Raw genomic sequence first — 15,997 nt, forward strand, 5'->3', positions numbered from 1 at the left:
ACATCATTAATGGTGGTTTGTTGTCTTTTTGCGACAACGGAGGAGCTGCGCACATTAAAGAGCAACCAGCTAACGCCATGCATATAAACAATGGCATTAGCTCAAAGCAGTTTATTTATCGATGAGACAGAATATCTTCGTCACCACCTACCCGCATTTTGATACTTTCCAGTATCCATAGAATAAGCTCCTCACCGCTGATTTTATCGCGGTATTCAGCGGGCAGATCGCGAGTATCAATTTCTCCATCAATCATAATCAACGGTTTTAGGCGATTGCCTAGTTCAGTACCGCTAGGCAGCCATTGAAATTCACGCCCGGTCGGGTTGAGCTTATCGTGGCTGGTATAGAGATCCCCTTTAATCCCACCAACCACCACCGTGGTACTCGGGAAGAAGGTTCTGAGTAGTTTGCCTTTGGAAGTTCGGCTATCTAAAAAGTCCTGTTCATCTTTATTTAAGCTCCGTACATTAATCGTAATATAGCTAGATGTGTATTTTTTCTCTGCAATACCTCTCCATGTAATTAAATAGCTATCACGTTTTTCAAGACGTCCAGGATAATATTGATACTCATTGTTAAGACAGTAGCCTTGTTCATAGTGCGGGTAAGCATGGTAGGCTATTTTTTGCACATCCCGCATTTGAGCATCAGTTTTGTTTTTTAACTCCTGATCTAGTCTATCGGCTGATAGTGGACGAGGAATTTCTATCGACCTTCCTGTGACCAATATCCATTGTTTACGCTCGGGGACTGATTTTAAATAATACGGGTGAAAGCGATATAAAGAACTCATCCCAATATCTGGATTCTTTTCTGTATTTGAATACTCCAAAATTATTCTAGGATTGGACTCCATATTTTTTTGAACAATACGGCTACCCACATTGTTCTCACTATCTTTAGATATCTTTCCATTAATGTAGCCAATCCAGTCTTTCTCAATAGTTGTGTTATCAGAACGTACTGCTTTTGAAATTTCTATCTTAAAATTTTCAAATGAATAAGCGCCGCTATCCATATACATAAAATTGGGTAATTCAATTTCATAACGGCCAAAGCAGTGTTTTTGCGTGGGAAGTTGGGTGCTCATAGCAGTATCCTTACGAAGAGAGTGTGGCCCACAGCCGGTTGTTGATAACACCAAAGTGCCAAGTAATAACCACGATAAATGCCGCATAGCTAATTCCTTTTATTTTTTAGGCGCGCTAATTTCTGCGTTATAAGCCCAACTGGCGGTTTGCAGCTCCTTATATACCGCTGCACGGATTTTTTCGTCTTGATACAGGCTGTCGTGATATTCACTGCATTCGACTTCCGCAGCCCCTTTCGCCGCCGACAGCGGCAGCTCACCGTCGCCAGCACTGCTGCCTTTGGTTGCATCTTGGCTGATTTCAAGCAGGCCATCAGCGCGCCGTGTAACTGCGTCAATTTTTCCTGCAGCGCCAGCAGTTTTTTAACCAAAGGGGAGGCATTGACCATCGCAGTCTGTTTGGTGATCATCCCGCTTAAATCAATCGCAGCGGTGCCCAGTGGGGTGTGGTAACTGCCCATTCCCGCCATCGGATCCCATACCGTTTTATGATCTCTGGCATTAGATAAACGCGTGCCTAAGATATCCGGCACAAAAATCACCGGAATAACCACTTTCTTACACTGGCATTCACCACGACATTCATGATCGCTCATTAAACATATCCTTTCTGTTTATGGGAGCTGTTTATGGAAACAATGCTCAACCATTAAAACGGAAAAATAAGTAAATAAGCCGAACATTAATGATAAGTTTTATTTAAGTATTTTTGGTTCGAAGGAGCCGATATCAGTGCCATTGCAGACACGAAGTCATAGAGGAGAAAATTTATAGCTGGGTGGAAAGAAAGGATAAATAATAAAAGCCTTTGCTCAGAAGCTCTAAGCAAAGGCCATAGAGAGAAAGTTTAACTATCCAAGCTGCTTACGCGCATTGCGGAACATACGCATCCACGGACTGTCTTCACCCCACTCGGCTGGATGCCAAGAGTTGCTGACCGTACGGAACACACGCTCTGGGTGAGGCATCATTACGGTGGCGCGACCGTTTGAACTGGTCAGCGCGGTAATGCCGTTCGCGGAGCCATTCGGGTTAGCCGGGTAGGCTTCCGTTACCTTACCGAAGTTATCGACAAAGCGCAGCGCAACCAGACCGTGATGCTCAATCGCGGCCAAATGTGCATCATCGCGCACTTCAACATGTCCCTCACCATGCGATACCGCAATCGGCATACGTGAGCCTTCCATCCCCTGCAATAGCAGAGATGGGCTGCTCGCCACTTCAACAAGGCTAAAGCGAGCTTCAAAACGCTCGGACGTATTGCGCACAAAGCGTGGCCAAAGTTCAGCTCCTGGGATTAGCTCACGCAGATTAGACATCATCTGACAGCCGTTACATACACCCAGAGCCAAGGTTTGTGGACGATGGAAGAAGGACTCAAACTGATCGCGAGCACGCTCGTTGAACAGAATAGACTTCGCCCAGCCCTCACCGGCACCCAGCACGTCGCCATACGAGAAGCCACCACAGGCGACAAGCGTGTGGAATTCATCAAGCGTAATGCGCCCCGCCAGAATATCGCTCATGTGAACATCCACAGCTTCAAAACCCGCACGGTGGAAGGCCGCAGCCATTTCCACATGGGAGTTCACACCCTGCTCGCGCAGCACCGCCAGTTTAGGACGGCTACCCTTAGCGATGTAAGGCGCGGCAATATCATCCTGAGGATTGAAGGTAAGTTTCACATTCAGGCCCGGATCGGACTCCACCTGCTTGGCCTGATGTTCTTGATCGGCGCACTCAGGGTTATCACGCAAGCGCTGCATCTGCCACGTAGTTTCAGCCCACCACAAACGCAGCGTCGAGCGCTGTTCGTGGTAAACCTCTTTGCCATGAGACTGAATCGCAATGTGATTTCCACTAGAAGCATGGCCAATCTCGTGCGTAATATCAGCAATGCCTTGATCTGCCAACACCGCTTTTACCACGTCTAGATCGGCGTTACGTACCTGAATCACAGCGCCAAGCTCTTCATTGAACAGCGCGGCTAAGTGATCTTGTCCCAATGCGCTGATATTAATATCCAAGGCACAATGGCCCGCAAACGCCATCTCAGCCAGCGTAACCAGCAGGCCACCGTCAGAACGGTCGTGATAGGCCAGCAGTTTGCCTTCCGCCACCAGCGCCTGCATGGCGTTGAAGAAGCCCGCCAGTTTCTGCGTATTGCGCACATCCGCAGGTTTATCTCCCAGTTGGCGGTAAACCTGTGCTAATGCCGTTGCGCCTAAGGCGTTGTGCCCTTCGCCCAGATCGATAAGCAACAGCGTATTTGCGCCCTGATCGACATGTAGCTGAGGTGTGACGGTGCTACGAACGTCTTCCACGCGGGCAAACGCGGTGATTACCAGCGACAATGGTGACGTCATCTCGCGCGGCTGATTACCTTCCTGCCAGCGAGTTTTCATCGACATCGAGTCTTTGCCTACCGGGATAGTCAGCCCCAGCGCCGGACACAGCTCTTCGCCCACGGCTTTCACCGCTTCGTATAATCCAGCATCTTCTCCTGGGTGACCCGCCGCAGACATCCAGTTAGCCGAAAGCTTAACGCGTTTAAGTTCACCCACTTGAGTACAAGCAAGGTTGGTCAGCGCTTCACCCACGGCCAAACGTGCCGAGGCGGCGAAGTCGAGTAAAGCCACCGGAGCACGTTCGCCCAGCGACATGGCTTCACCATAATAGCTATCTAAACTGGCGGTAGTCACCGCGCAATCGGCAACGGGGATCTGCCAAGGGCCAACCATCTGATCGCGCGCCACCATACCGGTAACGCTACGGTCACCGATGGTGATCAGGAACGTTTTTTCTGCCACGGCAGGAAGATGCATCACGCGTTTTACCGCGTCTGCAATGCTGATAGTGCCGCGATTCAGCGAATCGCCCAGCGCCTTGAGCGTGGTGACATCGCGCGTCATTTTTGGCGTTTTGCCTAGCAATACGTCCAGCGGCATATCGATGGGCTGATTGCCGAAGTGGCGGTCATTCAGCGTTAAATGCAGCTCTTCGGTCGCTTCACCGATAACGGCATAAGGCGCACGCTCACGGCGGCAAATAGCATCAAACTGTGCCAACTTTTCTGGTGCCACGGACATCACATAGCGTTCCTGCGACTCGTTACACCAAACTTCCAGCGGGCTCATCCCCGGCTCATCGTTAAGAATATCGCGCAGCTCAAAACGGCCGCCGCGACCACCATCGCTCACCAGCTCTGGCATCGCGTTAGACAACCCACCTGCGCCAACGTCGTGGATAAACTGAATCGGGTTCTCATCACCCAGCTGCCAGCAGCTGTCGATCACTTCTTGGCAACGGCGTTCCATTTCAGGGTTGTCACGCTGCACCGAAGCGAAATCCAGATCGGCATCTGACTGACCTGAGGCCATTGAAGATGCTGCCCCGCCACCCAAGCCGATATTCATCGCCGGGCCGCCCAACACGATAAGCTTGGCGCCTACGGTGATCTCGCCTTTCTGTACATGGTCTGCGCGAATATTACCGATACCACCCGCCAGCATGATTGGCTTGTGGTAGCCGCGTAGCTCAACGCCGTTGTGGCTCTTCACCTGCTCTTCATAGGTGCGGAAATAGCCCAGCAGCGCCGGACGACCAAATTCATTGTTAAACGCAGCGCCGCCCAGCGGCCCTTCCGTCATAATGCTCAGCGCATTGACGATACGATCTGGCTTGCCAAAATCCTGTTCCCATGGCTGTTCAAAGCCCGGAATGCGCAGGTTGGACACGGAGAAACCGACCAGCCCCGCCTTAGGCTTAGAACCTCGGCCAGTGGCTCCTTCATCACGGATTTCACCGCCGGAGCCCGTTGCTGCGCCCGGCCATGGGGAAATCGCCGTTGGGTGATTGTGAGTTTCAACCTTCATCAAAATGTGCGCCTCTTCCTGATGGAAGTCATACACACCCGATTCTGGATTCGCAAAGAAACGGCCAACTGAAGAACCTTCCATCACGGCGGCGTTATCTTTGTAAGCAGACAGCACATAGTCAGGCGTCTGCTCATAGGTATTTTTAATCATTTTGAACAGCGACTTTGGCTGTTCCTGCCCATCGATAACCCAATCGGCATTAAAAATCTTGTGACGGCAGTGCTCAGAGTTGGCCTGAGCAAACATGTAGAGTTCGATATCGTTAGGATTGCGCCCTAAGCGCGTGAAGGACTCTAGCAGGTAGTCAATTTCATCATCTGCTAACGCCAGACCTAAGCGCACGTTGGCATTAACCAGCGCGTCACGCCCTTCGCCCAGCATATCCACGCTTTGCACCGGAGCCGGAGACTGGTGCGTAAACAGCTTCTGCGCATCCTGTAGCTCGCTGAACACACGTTCCATCATGCGGTCGTGCAGCAGGTCTTGCAGCTTTTGCCACTGGGCATCGCTGAGCTGTGGCGCATCAACAGCGTCTGTGGCGTCTATGCTTATATAGTAAGCCAAACCACGCTCTAAACGGATGACCTGTGGAAGATTACAGTTATGAGCAATATCAGTCGCTTTAGACGACCACGGAGAAATAGTACCGGGGCGCGGCGTCACTAACAGCAAGCGGCCTTTCGGTTCGTGTTCAGCCAATGAAGGGCCATATTTCAACAAACGCTGAAGCGTTGCCTTTTCCTCAGAAGAAAGAGGTGCGCTGACATCGGCAAAATGCACATATTCAGCGTAGATATCGTTGACTGGAAGATTAGCGTCCCGACAAGCAGACAGCAGTTGGGTAACACGAAAAGCCGACAAAGCGGGTGAGCCACGCATGATTTCCATAGGAAATGAGTCCGTCATCTAGGTTCTCTCGTCTTCGAGATGGCTGTGATAGGTCAAAAAACCTTGTCTACAACCGCCTCAGTGGGCGAAACAGGGGGAAAGCGGAGGCCATTATAGAGAATCTCTGCGCCATACGAAACCGTTTGCGTAGCCTTTATTTCGGATTGACGATTTATCTGCCCGATCAACTTTATGTGCTTTTTGAGTTGCACGCTGACGCTTTGTTGCGCAAAATGCCGCCTTCCTGTTGATTTAGCCATATACTATCCTGCGAACACAGCACCACAATTCGATACACATTCATGAGATAACTATTTGAAACGTATAAAATATAATTATTATCTTATCGGTATCGTTTCTGCCCTGCTGGCGCTTGCGCTATGGCCGAATATTCCGTGGCGTAGCGGAAACGAGAGCCAGCTACAGCAGATTCTCGACCGCGGTGAGCTGCGCGTCAGCACCATTAATTCCCCTCTCACCTATCAAACCGATGGGAAGAGCATCAGCGGCCTCGATTATGAGTTAGCAAAGCGCTTTGCTGATTATCTGGGCGTGAAGCTAAAAGTTCGCGTGCGCGGTACGTTGCCAGAATTATTTGATGATTTGGACAGTGGCAAAAGCGATCTGGTTGCCGCGGGCCTGCTTTATAATACCGAACGCCTCAGCCGTTTTCGCACCGGCCCTTCTTATTATTCAGTATCACAGCAGTTGGTTTATCGTCAGGGCAAAACTCGGCCAAAATCGCTCAAAGACTTGAGTGGCATTCTGGCCGTGCAGTCGGGTTCTGCGCACGTCACCACGCTGAGCCAATACAAGCAGACCAAATATCCCAACCTAACGTGGGAATCGTCTACCGATTTGTCATCCACCGATCTTATGCAGCGCGTGGTGCAAGGCTCACTGGATTACACGATCGCCGACTCTGTTAGCGTGGCGCTTTTCCAGCGTATTCACCCACAGTTAGCCGTGGCTTTTGATATCAGCGATGAAGAGCCGGTAATGTGGTATCTCAATCGCGACGATGATGACAGCCTGTATGCCGCCGTCTTGGATTATTTCAGCAATATCGTGGATGACGGGTCACTGGCTCGCTTAGAAGAAAAATACTTGGGCCATGTGGGTGGATTTGATTATGTCGATATCAAAACATTCTTAGCCGCAATTGATAATGTGCTGCCCGATCTGAGCGAAATCTTTAAAAAATACGCTAAGAAAATCGATTGGAAGCTGCTGGCGGCCATTGCCTATCAAGAATCACACTGGAACCCTCAGGCCACGTCACCGACCGGCGTCCGAGGCTTAATGATGCTTACCCGCGCCACGGCAGATGGGCTAGGGGTAAAAGATCGTCTTGATCCCGAGCAAAGCATCGCGGGCGGTGCACTTTATCTCGAACGTTTAATGGATAAACTGCCAGACACCATTCCTGAAGATGAGAAGATCTGGTTTGCGTTAGCGGCTTACAACATGGGCTACGGGCACATGCTAGACGTGCGCCAGCTGACGCAAAAACAGGGTGGAAATCCCAATAGCTGGGTCGATGTGAAACAGCGTTTGCCTATGTTAAGCCAAAAGAAATATAACCAGAACCTGACCTACGGCTATGCGCGCGGACATGAGGCTTATCAGTATGTGGAAAACATCCGCCGCTATCTGGTGAGCCTAGAAGGTTATTTGTTAGAAAAAGAGAAGCAGATTGCCGCCGAGCAAACTCGCCAAGCGTTGTTAGGTCAAGGTTATCCAGCGGTGCCACCTGAACAGGCGTTGGAAGGACGGACAAGGCGCAGCCCGCGCGGACTGCTGCCGTTTTAATCAGTAGGACCCGAAAGATTTTGACGCCGAGCCTCACGCTCGGCTTTTTTCTGCTCACGGCGCTGCTGGAAAAACTGACTCAGCATGTCCGAGCACTCGCTCGCCAGCACGCCAGAAGCGATTTCTATCTGATGATTCATGCCCGGATGGCGCAAAATATCCAGTAAAGAGCCTGCCGCACCGGTTTTTAAATCGCTCGCACCATAAACCAAACGTTTGATACGGCTGTGCACCATAGCCCCTGCGCACATTACGCAAGGCTCAAGCGTGACATACAGCGTTGCATTTAGCAGCCGATAGTTTTGCACTATCTGCCCGCCCTGCTGCAATGCCATGATTTCAGCATGCGCGGTTGGATCGTGCCGAGTGATTGGACGGTTCCAGCCCTGACCAATCACCTTATCATCCAGCACCAAAATCGCACCGACGGGCACTTCGCCCTGATCCCACGCTTTTTGCGCTAAGGCTAACGCCTGCTTCATCCAGTAAGCATCATTTAGTTCGCTCACGTGCTCACCTCCATTAATTCAGGGCGCGCATTATACCCTTCTTATCTGAAGTTGCATCTTGGACTTTAATCATAGCGGGGAATCTCTTAGCTCCTGCCTATTACTCCCTCGATTGAATGTTTTCTCAATATAGTAGGGAGTACGCAAAGTTTTACGCGCTCCGTTGGCGTAGTATGCATAAGGCGAAAGCCGTTATTTGATAATCACAAAGGAGATGTATCACGATGTTTGGTCAAACTCGAATGGTAAAAAAAGCGCTGATTGCCAGTGCGCTGCTGATGGCTTCAACTTCACTGTGGGCCGCAGAGCATTGGATTGACGTGCGTACTCCGGATCAGTATCAAGAAACTCATGTGAAGGGCGCGGTGAATATTCCGTTAAAGCAGCTAGATCAGCGTATTAGCGAAGTATCACAGGATAAGAACGACACTCTGCATCTTTATTGCAATACCGGCAATCAGTCAGGTAAAGCAGAGAAAATGCTGCAAAAAATGGGCTACAAAAATGCCGTTAACGAAGGCGGCTTGAAAGACGTTGAAAAAACGCAAACCTTGGTAAAATAATCACACCTTATCCCCTGATGCCAGATAACGACGCCTCAGGGGTTATCATTTATCCCCCCCTCGCTAAAGCACCGTTTACACCCGCGTAAAGATTGGTTAGCAGCGCTAACACGTTTATTTACATCCTTATGTTTATAAATGCCATACATCACACATGCCACAAATATATAAATCATCAATATATTAATTTTGCTATTATTTTATTCCTGCCAAATTTTGAGGAAGATCAGATTTCATCTACCCCTTGGGTAGTATCGTGATTGTTAATTTTCTCACATTAAGGAATGACCCGATGACAACTTCAACCTTCTTTATCCCTTCAGTGAATATGATTGGCGCTGGCTGCCTAGCCGAAGCTGCAACTACGATGAAAGGCTATGGCTACAAGCACGCGCTGATTGTTACCGACAACGTATTGAACAAAATCGGTGTTGTCGCCAAAGTTCAGGCTTTGCTATCTGACATGGGTATTAAGAGCGAGGTGTATGATGGCACCCATCCAAACCCAACGACGATCAACGTCGCTGAAGGCTTAGAGATTCTGCGTCAGCATCAAAGTGACTGTGTTATTTCCCTTGGCGGTGGTTCTCCACACGATTGCGCAAAAGGCATTGCACTGGTCGCTGCCAACGGAGGTGACATCCGTGATTACGAAGGTGTTGATCAGTCGGCCAAACCACAGCTACCGCTGATTTCCATCAATACCACTGCAGGCACTGCGTCTGAAATGACGCGTTTTTGCATCATTACCGACGTTGATCGCCACATTAAAATGGCCATCGTGGATAAGCACGTCACGCCAATTCTGTCAGTAAACGATCCAGAACTGATGGCCGGTATGCCTAAAGGCCTGACCGCGGCTACCGGTATGGATGCGCTGACCCACGCCGTAGAAGCCTACGTGTCTATCGCCGCTAACCCAATCACGGATGCCTGCGCGCTGAAAGCCGTCACCATGATCAGCCAATCACTGCGTCATGCGGTGGAAAACGGCAGCAACATGGAAGCACGTGAAACCATGGCCTATGCACAGTTCTTGGCCGGTATGGCGTTTAACAACGCATCACTGGGCTATGTGCACGCGATGGCGCACCAGTTGGGTGGTTTCTACGATCTGCCGCACGGCGTGTGTAATGCGGTTCTGCTGCCACACGTGCAGATCTTTAACGCGAAGGTGTCTGCTGCTCGCCTGAAAGATATCGCCGCGGCGATGGGCGTTGATGTGAGCAAGATGAATGACCAGCAAGGTGCGGATGCGTGTATCGCAGAAATCCGTAAACTGGCAAAAGACGTCAACATTCCAGCCGGTTTGACCGAACTGAACGTGAAAGAAGAAGATCTGCCAACGCTGGCAACCAATGCCTTAAAAGATGCCTGTGGTTTCACTAACCCTATTCAGGCTACGCACGAAGAGATCGTCGCTATCTTTAAAGCCGCGATGTAATTACGCTATCTAGCCTCCCCTTTGTACGGGGAGGCTTGTTTTATTCACTCTAACTGCTGTAACTCTCCCGTAGGACTCACACGGAAGCGGTGCTCGCAAAATGACAATAGCGGGTTATCTTGCTGGCTATCACTGTATCCACTGTAAAGTTTAAGCGGCTTACCCAGCTCCTTTTCTAGCTGCACCACTTTTTCCGGCCCTAAACAACGCAGCGTCAGCACCCAGCCACCACGGCGACGCACCATGCGGCTACCGATCATGCGCACCTGATGAATAAAAGGTTCATCAGCATAGACTTGTTCAACCAAGCGCTGAGGAGAACCGGTAATCAACCATACTTCTGCCGTTTGGCTGCTTAAATACTGTTTCAAACGCCCCATGACAACCGGAAAAGGCACCACATCACGCTTAAACACCTGCACAAACTGGCGCTCAAGCGCATTCAAACGCGACTCTCGATGACCAAACGTGATGGCCCAAAGCAGCAGGCTTATTGGCCAGCGCGTTGCTCTTCCCTGAACGATCAAAGCGAAAGCAATCACCGGCAATAGAGGGATCACTAACAGCAGATTTTGTGGCATATGCCAAAGCATAAAGCGTAAAAAGCTGCCGAACATATCTTGCTGATGCAGAGTGCCATCAAGGTCAAAAAAGACCACGCATTGTGCTTTTGTCGCTGACTGGCTGTCGGTCAAAATGGCTCCTAGGGAAAGCAAAATTCCATCTTCTCGTTTAAATCGGGTCAATTCGTTGAAATGGGTCAACAGTGTTAACGGTACCCAGCATCCCATAAAGATACAACCACGTAGCTAAACTAACGCTAACGCGGGAGGGATAACCCGAGTGAAAAAATTGGTGTATGGCGCGTCAGGGAGTATAATCCTGCGCCCACGCGAGTATTTATCCGCCCCACATTGAGTGGTTTATTTGAAACCGCCCTGCAACGTTATGAGAGAGTTATGGCCCTACTGATCACAAAAAAATGTATCAACTGTGATATGTGCGAGCCGGAGTGCCCGAACCAAGCGATTTCCATGGGAATGGATATTTACGAGATTGATGCAGAGCGCTGCACCGAATGCGTAGGCCACTACGATGAACCGACCTGTATGAAAGTCTGTCCTATCGACAACACGATTATTCGCGACCCAGCTCATCTAGAAAGTAATGAACAGCTGTGGGATAAGTTCGTTGTACTGCATCACGCCGATAAAATTTAAACACTTCAGGGCTGAGCCCTGAAGTGTATTCGTTTATGCTCAGTTTGCGCAGCCGCCTTTGGCATCAAAACGTGGCTGACCGTCAGGAACTAACGCTTTTTCCACCAGACCTTCTTCCATCGATGGCGTTACCGCGAAGTGCCCTTGGATTTCCAAGAATACAGGTTGTCCCGGCTCGGCCTGCGCATGGCTATAGCCTTGCTCCAACGCAATATTATTGCTGACAGGGAATTGCTTACCGGTAGCACAATCACGGAAAATCGCCGCATCCGCCATATAAACATACATGCCTTTAAACGTCATTGGCGTGACGGGTAAAGGGGCATCCGTGGCTTTCAAGGTGTAATTCAGCGCGGAATCGATGTCGTTACCGCTGGCATCCAACATCGTCAAGTTATTGCCTTTTGGACGAAAATAGCGCTTATTGCCATCGGTGCCCGTCAGCACTAACTTATCCGCGGTACGCTGCCAACTGCCATATTCCGCAAAAGTTTGATCGCCATCGCGTGCACCACGATAGATCTCTTTCAGTACAAAGGTGCCGTCTTTTTCCAAGAACAGCGACGTATCCATGCCCTCGCAGTCAGCACAAGGCAATACGCCCTGAAAACTTTGCGCCATCGGCTTGAGAGGTTGTTCTACATATTGGGAACGAGCGTTACACCCGAACAGTGCCATCGCACCCGCTGCCAAAAACAGCGAAATAGCCAATTTTTTCACAGTTGTTCTCCTACTGTGGGTCCCTATTATTTTAATCTTCGGTGACATACTAAGCACAAACGCTAATCCGCACTCACCTTGCCACGTAAAGATTTCGTCACCCCGCGTCGGGTTTTACTTTCTACCCGCTTACGTTTTGCATTTCGACTCGGCTTCGTTGGGCGACGAACTTTCTCCACCACGCCTGCCGATTTAATTAATTCCGTCAATCTTGCCAGCGCCGCTTCGCGATTCATCTCCTGACTCCGATATTCCTGCGCCTTGATGATAATGACGCCGTCGGGGGTAATCAGATGATGACTCATCGCCAGTAAACGCTCTTGGTACAAAGGCGGTAAACTGGAGCTGCGAATATCAAAGCGTAGGTGAATCGCCGTTGAAGACTTATTCACATTTTGGCCACCGTTGCCCTGCGCGCGGATCGCGGTGATTTCAATTTCGTCATCGCTTACTGAGACGGTGTTGGTAATCTGCAACATCTCAGACTCCCGCAGGCTTCCAGTGATCAAACTGGATTTCAACGTTGTTTTGCGCGTCAGACAGCCAGATTGCGCCTTCCTGTATTGTTGCCTGTAAGTCCATGGTGCGGTTAGCAAACTTAGGCAGCAGCGCCATAATTTCATCGCTAACAAAACGGATAGATAGTGCTTTAAGCCCGCTCAGTTTTGCCTGATTTTGTTGCCACCACACGCGGCCAGCGCGTTCACTATAAGCGTAGAGCACCACTTCCTGCGATAACGAACAGGCTTTTTTAAGACGTTTCTCATCGGGTAAGCCGAGTTCAATCCACAGATCGATACCGTTGTAATCATTACGTAGCCATAATTCTGGCTCATCGTCGGCGCATAATCCTTTGGTAAAAGTCAGGCGCTCGTTTGCATGGCAAATCCAAGCTAAAAGCCGCAGCATCATGCGTTGTTCAGTTTCTGATGGATGCTGCGCCAGCGTCAGGGAGGCGTCATGATAAAAATGACGATCCATATCTGCAATATTGACGTTAGCTTTGTAAATCGTTGCCTTTAATGCCATAAAATCCTCTCGTATAATTGTTAACAGTGTACCGTATCCCCCTTCTGGCAACTAGTCAGAGTGGGACTGTCACGTGTAAAGAACAGATTTATTACATCACGCAGCAACTCAGCCTGCTTTCTAGTGAGGGCGGCTGTGCTATAGTCGATGAGATAAGCAGAGCTTATCCTCGTGCCGATTTTTTCAGACTAACCGTCACAGGGATAAGCTTTAGAGGAGGATAAATTTGCAGCAATATTCTGAGTTAGTACGCCGTATGTACGCCCAGATCGGTAGTGGAGATTTGGGATATATACCTGACGCGTTAGGTTGTGTTTTAAAAGCTCTGGATGAGGTTGCAGCCAACGAAGCGCTGCCCTCTGCCGTTAGGGAACAGGCGGCCTATGCCGCCGCTAACTTATTGGTGAGTGATTATGTCGAAAATTGAAGAGTATCAGCCAATCAACTGTGACGATTACGACAATTTGGAACTCGCCTGCCAGCATCATCTGATACTGGCGCTAGAACTGCGCAACGGAGAGAAGTTGCAAGCCAAAGCCAACGATCTGATTTCACGTAAGCACGTAGAATATCTGGTTATTGAGCAAGACGGCGAGCCACGGGAGTTACGTTTAGACCACATTGCTAGCTTCAGTCATCCTGAAATTGGCACTGTCAACGTAAGCATGTCTTAACCCCTTTCGGCACACCTCTCCATCAAGATAGATTGACGAAACAGATAGACGAAGGGCGATGAGATTTCATCGCCCTTTTCATTATGGTTTCAGACTCGCGTAATAAGCGGCTAAATCGCTGATATCCTGCTCGGAAAGATTGCCAACATAAGCTTTCATCACTTCAGCTTGTCCACCTGAACGCCCCCCGCTTTTGTAATCTTTCAACGCCTGCTCCAGATACATCGCGTTCTGCCCTGCTAAATTAGGATACATCGGCACCGTAACTTTGCCTTCCATCCCGTGGCAAGCCACGCAGGTCATCGCTTTATTTTTGCCTGCAGCCGCATCACCCGCCGCAAATGCAGGCAGAGAAACCACCGCTGTCAGCACTACCGCAGCCATTAATTTTTTCATCATTATTATCTTCCTCGACATTGCCATCACTGTAACCAACGCATCTGTAGCTTGAAGTATGACGGAGATTTATCCTCAACGTAATTGGTACCCCATCACTCAGACGAATCTCCTAAATAATTCGGGCTACAAAAAGGCGGCAAACACGTGACAAATTCGTCAGGAACGAATTTGACCAGCCAGAGGCTGGCCTCCGGTGAGAGGCGGGATGCCTCTCATTCATCCCTAGGAGCTTACGCAAGTAAGTGACTGGGGTGAACGTGTGTAGCCAACGCATTTGTAGCTTGAAGTATGACGGAGATTTATCCTCAACGTAATTGGAACCGTATCAAGGCAGCAAGCGAGCGCATCCCGATGAGCTTACATCAGTAAGTGATTCGGGTAAGCAAGCGCAGCTAACGCCGAGACGGTTTCAAGTACGAAGAGGATTTACATCCAGTCTTTGGTCCAGTGTATATTCCACACCGGCCGATCCGCCATCCCCTGCCCATCTTGGGTAATGAAAACGCCGAGTGCTGCGATTAGCGTTTCACCATAGTAGAGCATAGGCGTTCGTTCACGCTCCCATGGCGGAATGTTATGTTCCTGCCAGATTTTTTTTATCGGGCGTGAATGGCGACGTCCGACGATGCGTAGTGTGCCATGAGCAGCAAAGCGGATTGAGACGGCCTCATCCGTTCTTGGAGCACGCACACATATTCCGCGCTCACCGAGCTGTAGTTCCCCTAGACCATCTGGCAGCGACAGCGTCTCTCGCGGGTCCCACGCGATGACTTCTGTTTTGAGCGAACGCAGCGGAGGCAACAGGTAAAGATGCTGGCGATAACGGCGAACCTGATTTTTACCGAGTTGAAGCTGCGGCTCCGCGTCTTCGCGTGCGGTTGCTACTTCGTGCCAGAGGCGTTGCAGCTGTTCACGAGTCGGCATCATTACGCCAAAACAGGCAATCCAGCGGCGCAATAGCGCATAGCGCTTGGCCTCAGACATCGGCAACAGGCCTTCGATATTCAGCGAGTCATCTTCGCTCATCAGAGACTGTAGCGAGTCTAACAAGAGCTCATCGAGCAGCTGTTCTTGCTCGGCACACAGGCTGGCGCTGCGGGCAACGGCTTCAGGAAAGTGTGGCCAGCGGTTGCGTAGATTTGGGATCACGCGCAGGCGAAGAAAGTTGCGATCGAAGCGATCGTCTTGATTGCTGTCGTCTTCGACCCATTTGAGATCGTAGCTGGCAGCGTATTCTTCTAGCTGGGCACGACTGATATCGAGCAGCGGACGCATCTGTTCGGTGCTGAAAAACGGCATGTGGCTGGCCATGGCGGAAAGCCCGGTTGGCCCACTTCCGCGTTTAAGCGCCAATAAAAAGGTTTCACACTGATCGTCAAGATGCTGCGCGGTCAGCAGGGTTTCGTGATTGCCGATAAGTCCAGCTATCGCGTGATAGCGTGCATCACGCGCGGCGGCTTCAACGCCGCTGCGCTGGGCATCCACTTTAACCCGCAGAACATGCAACGGTACCTGCCATTGCTGGCACACTGACCTGCAGTGATCGACCCATAAATCAGCATAGCGGCTGAGCCCATGGTGGACATGAGCAGCCCGTAGCTGTAGATGAGGGAAGTTCTGCATACGTAACTGAACGAGCGTATGCAGTAAAACGGTGGAATCAAGCCCACCGCTGAAAGCAACCATCAGATGCGAACGCCCCTGAAGTTTGCTGGCAATTCGCATCTGGATTTCTGAGCTATTCATGACACTTTACGGCGCGGTCACC

General features: G+C 50.2%; 17 protein-coding genes. 6 read left to right on the forward strand and 11 right to left on the reverse strand.

Going from position 1 to position 15,997, the window contains the following annotated elements; genetic code table 11:
* Positions 1–115: 115 nt before the first annotated feature.
* From AB3Y96_RS17485 to AB3Y96_RS17500, 4 genes are all read right to left on the reverse strand, one after another.
* Entirely contained in the window at positions 116–1,093 is a 978-nt protein-coding gene (locus tag AB3Y96_RS17485; protein ID WP_367299826.1) for a hypothetical protein, read from the reverse strand.
* Between the two features lie 89 nt (positions 1,094–1,182).
* On the reverse strand, positions 1,183–1,689 hold the full coding sequence (locus AB3Y96_RS17490) for a hypothetical protein (RefSeq protein ID WP_367299827.1): 507 nt from the start codon (positions 1,687–1,689) through the stop codon (positions 1,183–1,185).
* Positions 1,690–1,944: 255 nt separating this feature from the next.
* Complete coding sequence (gene purL / locus AB3Y96_RS17495; protein WP_367300340.1) at positions 1,945–5,859, reverse strand: phosphoribosylformylglycinamidine synthase; 3,915 nt, start codon at positions 5,857–5,859, stop codon at positions 1,945–1,947.
* A 53-nt stretch (positions 5,860–5,912) separates the two neighbouring features.
* Positions 5,913–6,119 (reverse strand): hypothetical protein, encoded by a 207-nt coding sequence (locus AB3Y96_RS17500; protein WP_043495249.1) that lies wholly within the window; start codon positions 6,117–6,119, stop codon positions 5,913–5,915.
* Positions 6,120–6,174: 55 nt separating this feature from the next.
* Here AB3Y96_RS17500 and mltF point away from each other — a divergent pair, with 55 nt between their 5' ends.
* A complete protein-coding gene (gene mltF, locus AB3Y96_RS17505; RefSeq protein WP_367299828.1) occupies positions 6,175–7,671 on the forward strand; it encodes a membrane-bound lytic murein transglycosylase MltF in 1,497 nt (498 codons plus the stop codon).
* Here mltF and tadA read toward each other — a convergent pair.
* A complete protein-coding gene (gene tadA / locus AB3Y96_RS17510; protein ID WP_072309703.1) occupies positions 7,668–8,180 on the reverse strand; it encodes a tRNA adenosine(34) deaminase TadA in 513 nt (170 codons plus the stop codon). The two genes, mltF and tadA, sit on opposite strands and share 4 nt — an antisense overlap.
* 242 nt (positions 8,181–8,422) lie before the next feature.
* Between tadA and pspE the strand changes: the two genes are divergently transcribed.
* Together pspE and yiaY are read left to right on the forward strand one after the other, a co-directional pair.
* Positions 8,423–8,743, forward strand: coding sequence for a thiosulfate sulfurtransferase PspE (pspE, locus tag AB3Y96_RS17515; protein ID WP_025800196.1), 321 nt, complete (start codon positions 8,423–8,425; stop codon positions 8,741–8,743).
* A gap of 292 nt (positions 8,744–9,035) precedes the next feature.
* Complete coding sequence (gene yiaY, locus AB3Y96_RS17520; protein WP_072309702.1) at positions 9,036–10,187, forward strand: L-threonine dehydrogenase; 1,152 nt, start codon at positions 9,036–9,038, stop codon at positions 10,185–10,187.
* Positions 10,188–10,231: 44 nt separating this feature from the next.
* Here the strand turns inward: yiaY and yfhb are convergent, their stop codons facing one another.
* On the reverse strand, positions 10,232–10,882 hold the full coding sequence (yfhb, locus tag AB3Y96_RS17525) for a phosphatidylglycerophosphatase C (protein ID WP_367299829.1): 651 nt from the start codon (positions 10,880–10,882) through the stop codon (positions 10,232–10,234).
* 264 nt (positions 10,883–11,146) lie between these two features.
* On the opposite strand from yfhb, the gene AB3Y96_RS17530 reads away from it, so the two are divergent.
* On the forward strand, positions 11,147–11,407 hold the full coding sequence (locus AB3Y96_RS17530; protein ID WP_025800199.1) for a YfhL family 4Fe-4S dicluster ferredoxin: 261 nt from the start codon (positions 11,147–11,149) through the stop codon (positions 11,405–11,407).
* Positions 11,408–11,446: 39 nt separating this feature from the next.
* On the opposite strand, the gene nlpE is transcribed toward AB3Y96_RS17530, so the two are convergent.
* The 3 genes from nlpE to AB3Y96_RS17545 form a co-directional block, all read right to left on the reverse strand.
* Positions 11,447–12,127: an envelope stress response activation lipoprotein NlpE gene (gene nlpE / locus AB3Y96_RS17535; protein ID WP_367299830.1), complete on the reverse strand. Its 681-nt coding sequence runs from the start codon at positions 12,125–12,127 to the stop codon at positions 11,447–11,449.
* A gap of 62 nt (positions 12,128–12,189) precedes the next feature.
* Positions 12,190–12,606: an alternative ribosome rescue aminoacyl-tRNA hydrolase ArfB gene (gene arfB, locus AB3Y96_RS17540; RefSeq protein WP_040047108.1), complete on the reverse strand. Its 417-nt coding sequence runs from the start codon at positions 12,604–12,606 to the stop codon at positions 12,190–12,192.
* A 1-nt stretch (position 12,607) separates the two neighbouring features.
* The gene (locus AB3Y96_RS17545; protein WP_040047107.1) at positions 12,608–13,156 is read right to left on the reverse strand and encodes a YaeQ family protein; all 549 of its coding nucleotides are present in this window, start codon (positions 13,154–13,156) and stop codon (positions 12,608–12,610) included.
* Positions 13,157–13,382: 226 nt separating this feature from the next.
* On the opposite strand from AB3Y96_RS17545, the gene AB3Y96_RS17550 reads away from it, so the two are divergent.
* Both AB3Y96_RS17550 and rof read left to right on the forward strand, forming a co-directional pair.
* A complete protein-coding gene (locus AB3Y96_RS17550) occupies positions 13,383–13,583 on the forward strand; it encodes a YaeP family protein (RefSeq protein ID WP_008814496.1) in 201 nt (66 codons plus the stop codon).
* Positions 13,570–13,830: a Rho-binding antiterminator gene (gene rof, locus AB3Y96_RS17555; protein ID WP_025800203.1), complete on the forward strand. Its 261-nt coding sequence runs from the start codon at positions 13,570–13,572 to the stop codon at positions 13,828–13,830. Before AB3Y96_RS17550 ends, rof begins: the two co-directional genes overlap by 14 nt.
* Before the next feature lie 81 nt (positions 13,831–13,911).
* Here the strand turns inward: rof and AB3Y96_RS17560 are convergent, their stop codons facing one another.
* Both AB3Y96_RS17560 and tilS read right to left on the reverse strand, forming a co-directional pair.
* On the reverse strand, positions 13,912–14,229 hold the full coding sequence (locus AB3Y96_RS17560; RefSeq protein WP_081250283.1) for a cytochrome c: 318 nt from the start codon (positions 14,227–14,229) through the stop codon (positions 13,912–13,914).
* A 426-nt stretch (positions 14,230–14,655) separates the two neighbouring features.
* Positions 14,656–15,975: a tRNA lysidine(34) synthetase TilS gene (tilS, locus tag AB3Y96_RS17565; protein WP_367299831.1), complete on the reverse strand. Its 1,320-nt coding sequence runs from the start codon at positions 15,973–15,975 to the stop codon at positions 14,656–14,658.
* Positions 15,976–15,997: the final 22 nt, after the last annotated feature.

Source organism: Hafnia alvei (assembly GCF_964063325.1).
GTDB lineage: Bacteria > Pseudomonadota > Gammaproteobacteria > Enterobacterales > Enterobacteriaceae > Hafnia > Hafnia alvei_B.

Coding starts and splice junctions, on each gene's coding strand:
- AB3Y96_RS17530 (WP_025800199.1), top strand. CDS start 11,147: ATGGCCCTACTGATCACAAAAAAATGTATCAACTGTGATATGTGCGAG.
- purL (WP_367300340.1), bottom strand. CDS start 5,859: ATGGAAATCATGCGTGGCTCACCCGCTTTGTCGGCTTTTCGTGTTACC.
- AB3Y96_RS17490 (WP_367299827.1), bottom strand. CDS start 1,689: ATGAGCGATCATGAATGTCGTGGTGAATGCCAGTGTAAGAAAGTGGTT.
- AB3Y96_RS17560 (WP_081250283.1), bottom strand. CDS start 14,229: ATGATGAAAAAATTAATGGCTGCGGTAGTGCTGACAGCGGTGGTTTCT.
- rof (WP_025800203.1), top strand. CDS start 13,570: ATGTCGAAAATTGAAGAGTATCAGCCAATCAACTGTGACGATTACGAC.
- pspE (WP_025800196.1), top strand. CDS start 8,423: ATGGTAAAAAAAGCGCTGATTGCCAGTGCGCTGCTGATGGCTTCAACT.
- yiaY (WP_072309702.1), top strand. CDS start 9,036: ATGACAACTTCAACCTTCTTTATCCCTTCAGTGAATATGATTGGCGCT.
- AB3Y96_RS17500 (WP_043495249.1), bottom strand. CDS start 6,119: ATGGCTAAATCAACAGGAAGGCGGCATTTTGCGCAACAAAGCGTCAGC.
- AB3Y96_RS17485 (WP_367299826.1), bottom strand. CDS start 1,093: ATGAGCACCCAACTTCCCACGCAAAAACACTGCTTTGGCCGTTATGAA.
- arfB (WP_040047108.1), bottom strand. CDS start 12,606: ATGTTGCAGATTACCAACACCGTCTCAGTAAGCGATGACGAAATTGAA.
- AB3Y96_RS17545 (WP_040047107.1), bottom strand. CDS start 13,156: ATGGCATTAAAGGCAACGATTTACAAAGCTAACGTCAATATTGCAGAT.
- tilS (WP_367299831.1), bottom strand. CDS start 15,975: ATGAATAGCTCAGAAATCCAGATGCGAATTGCCAGCAAACTTCAGGGG.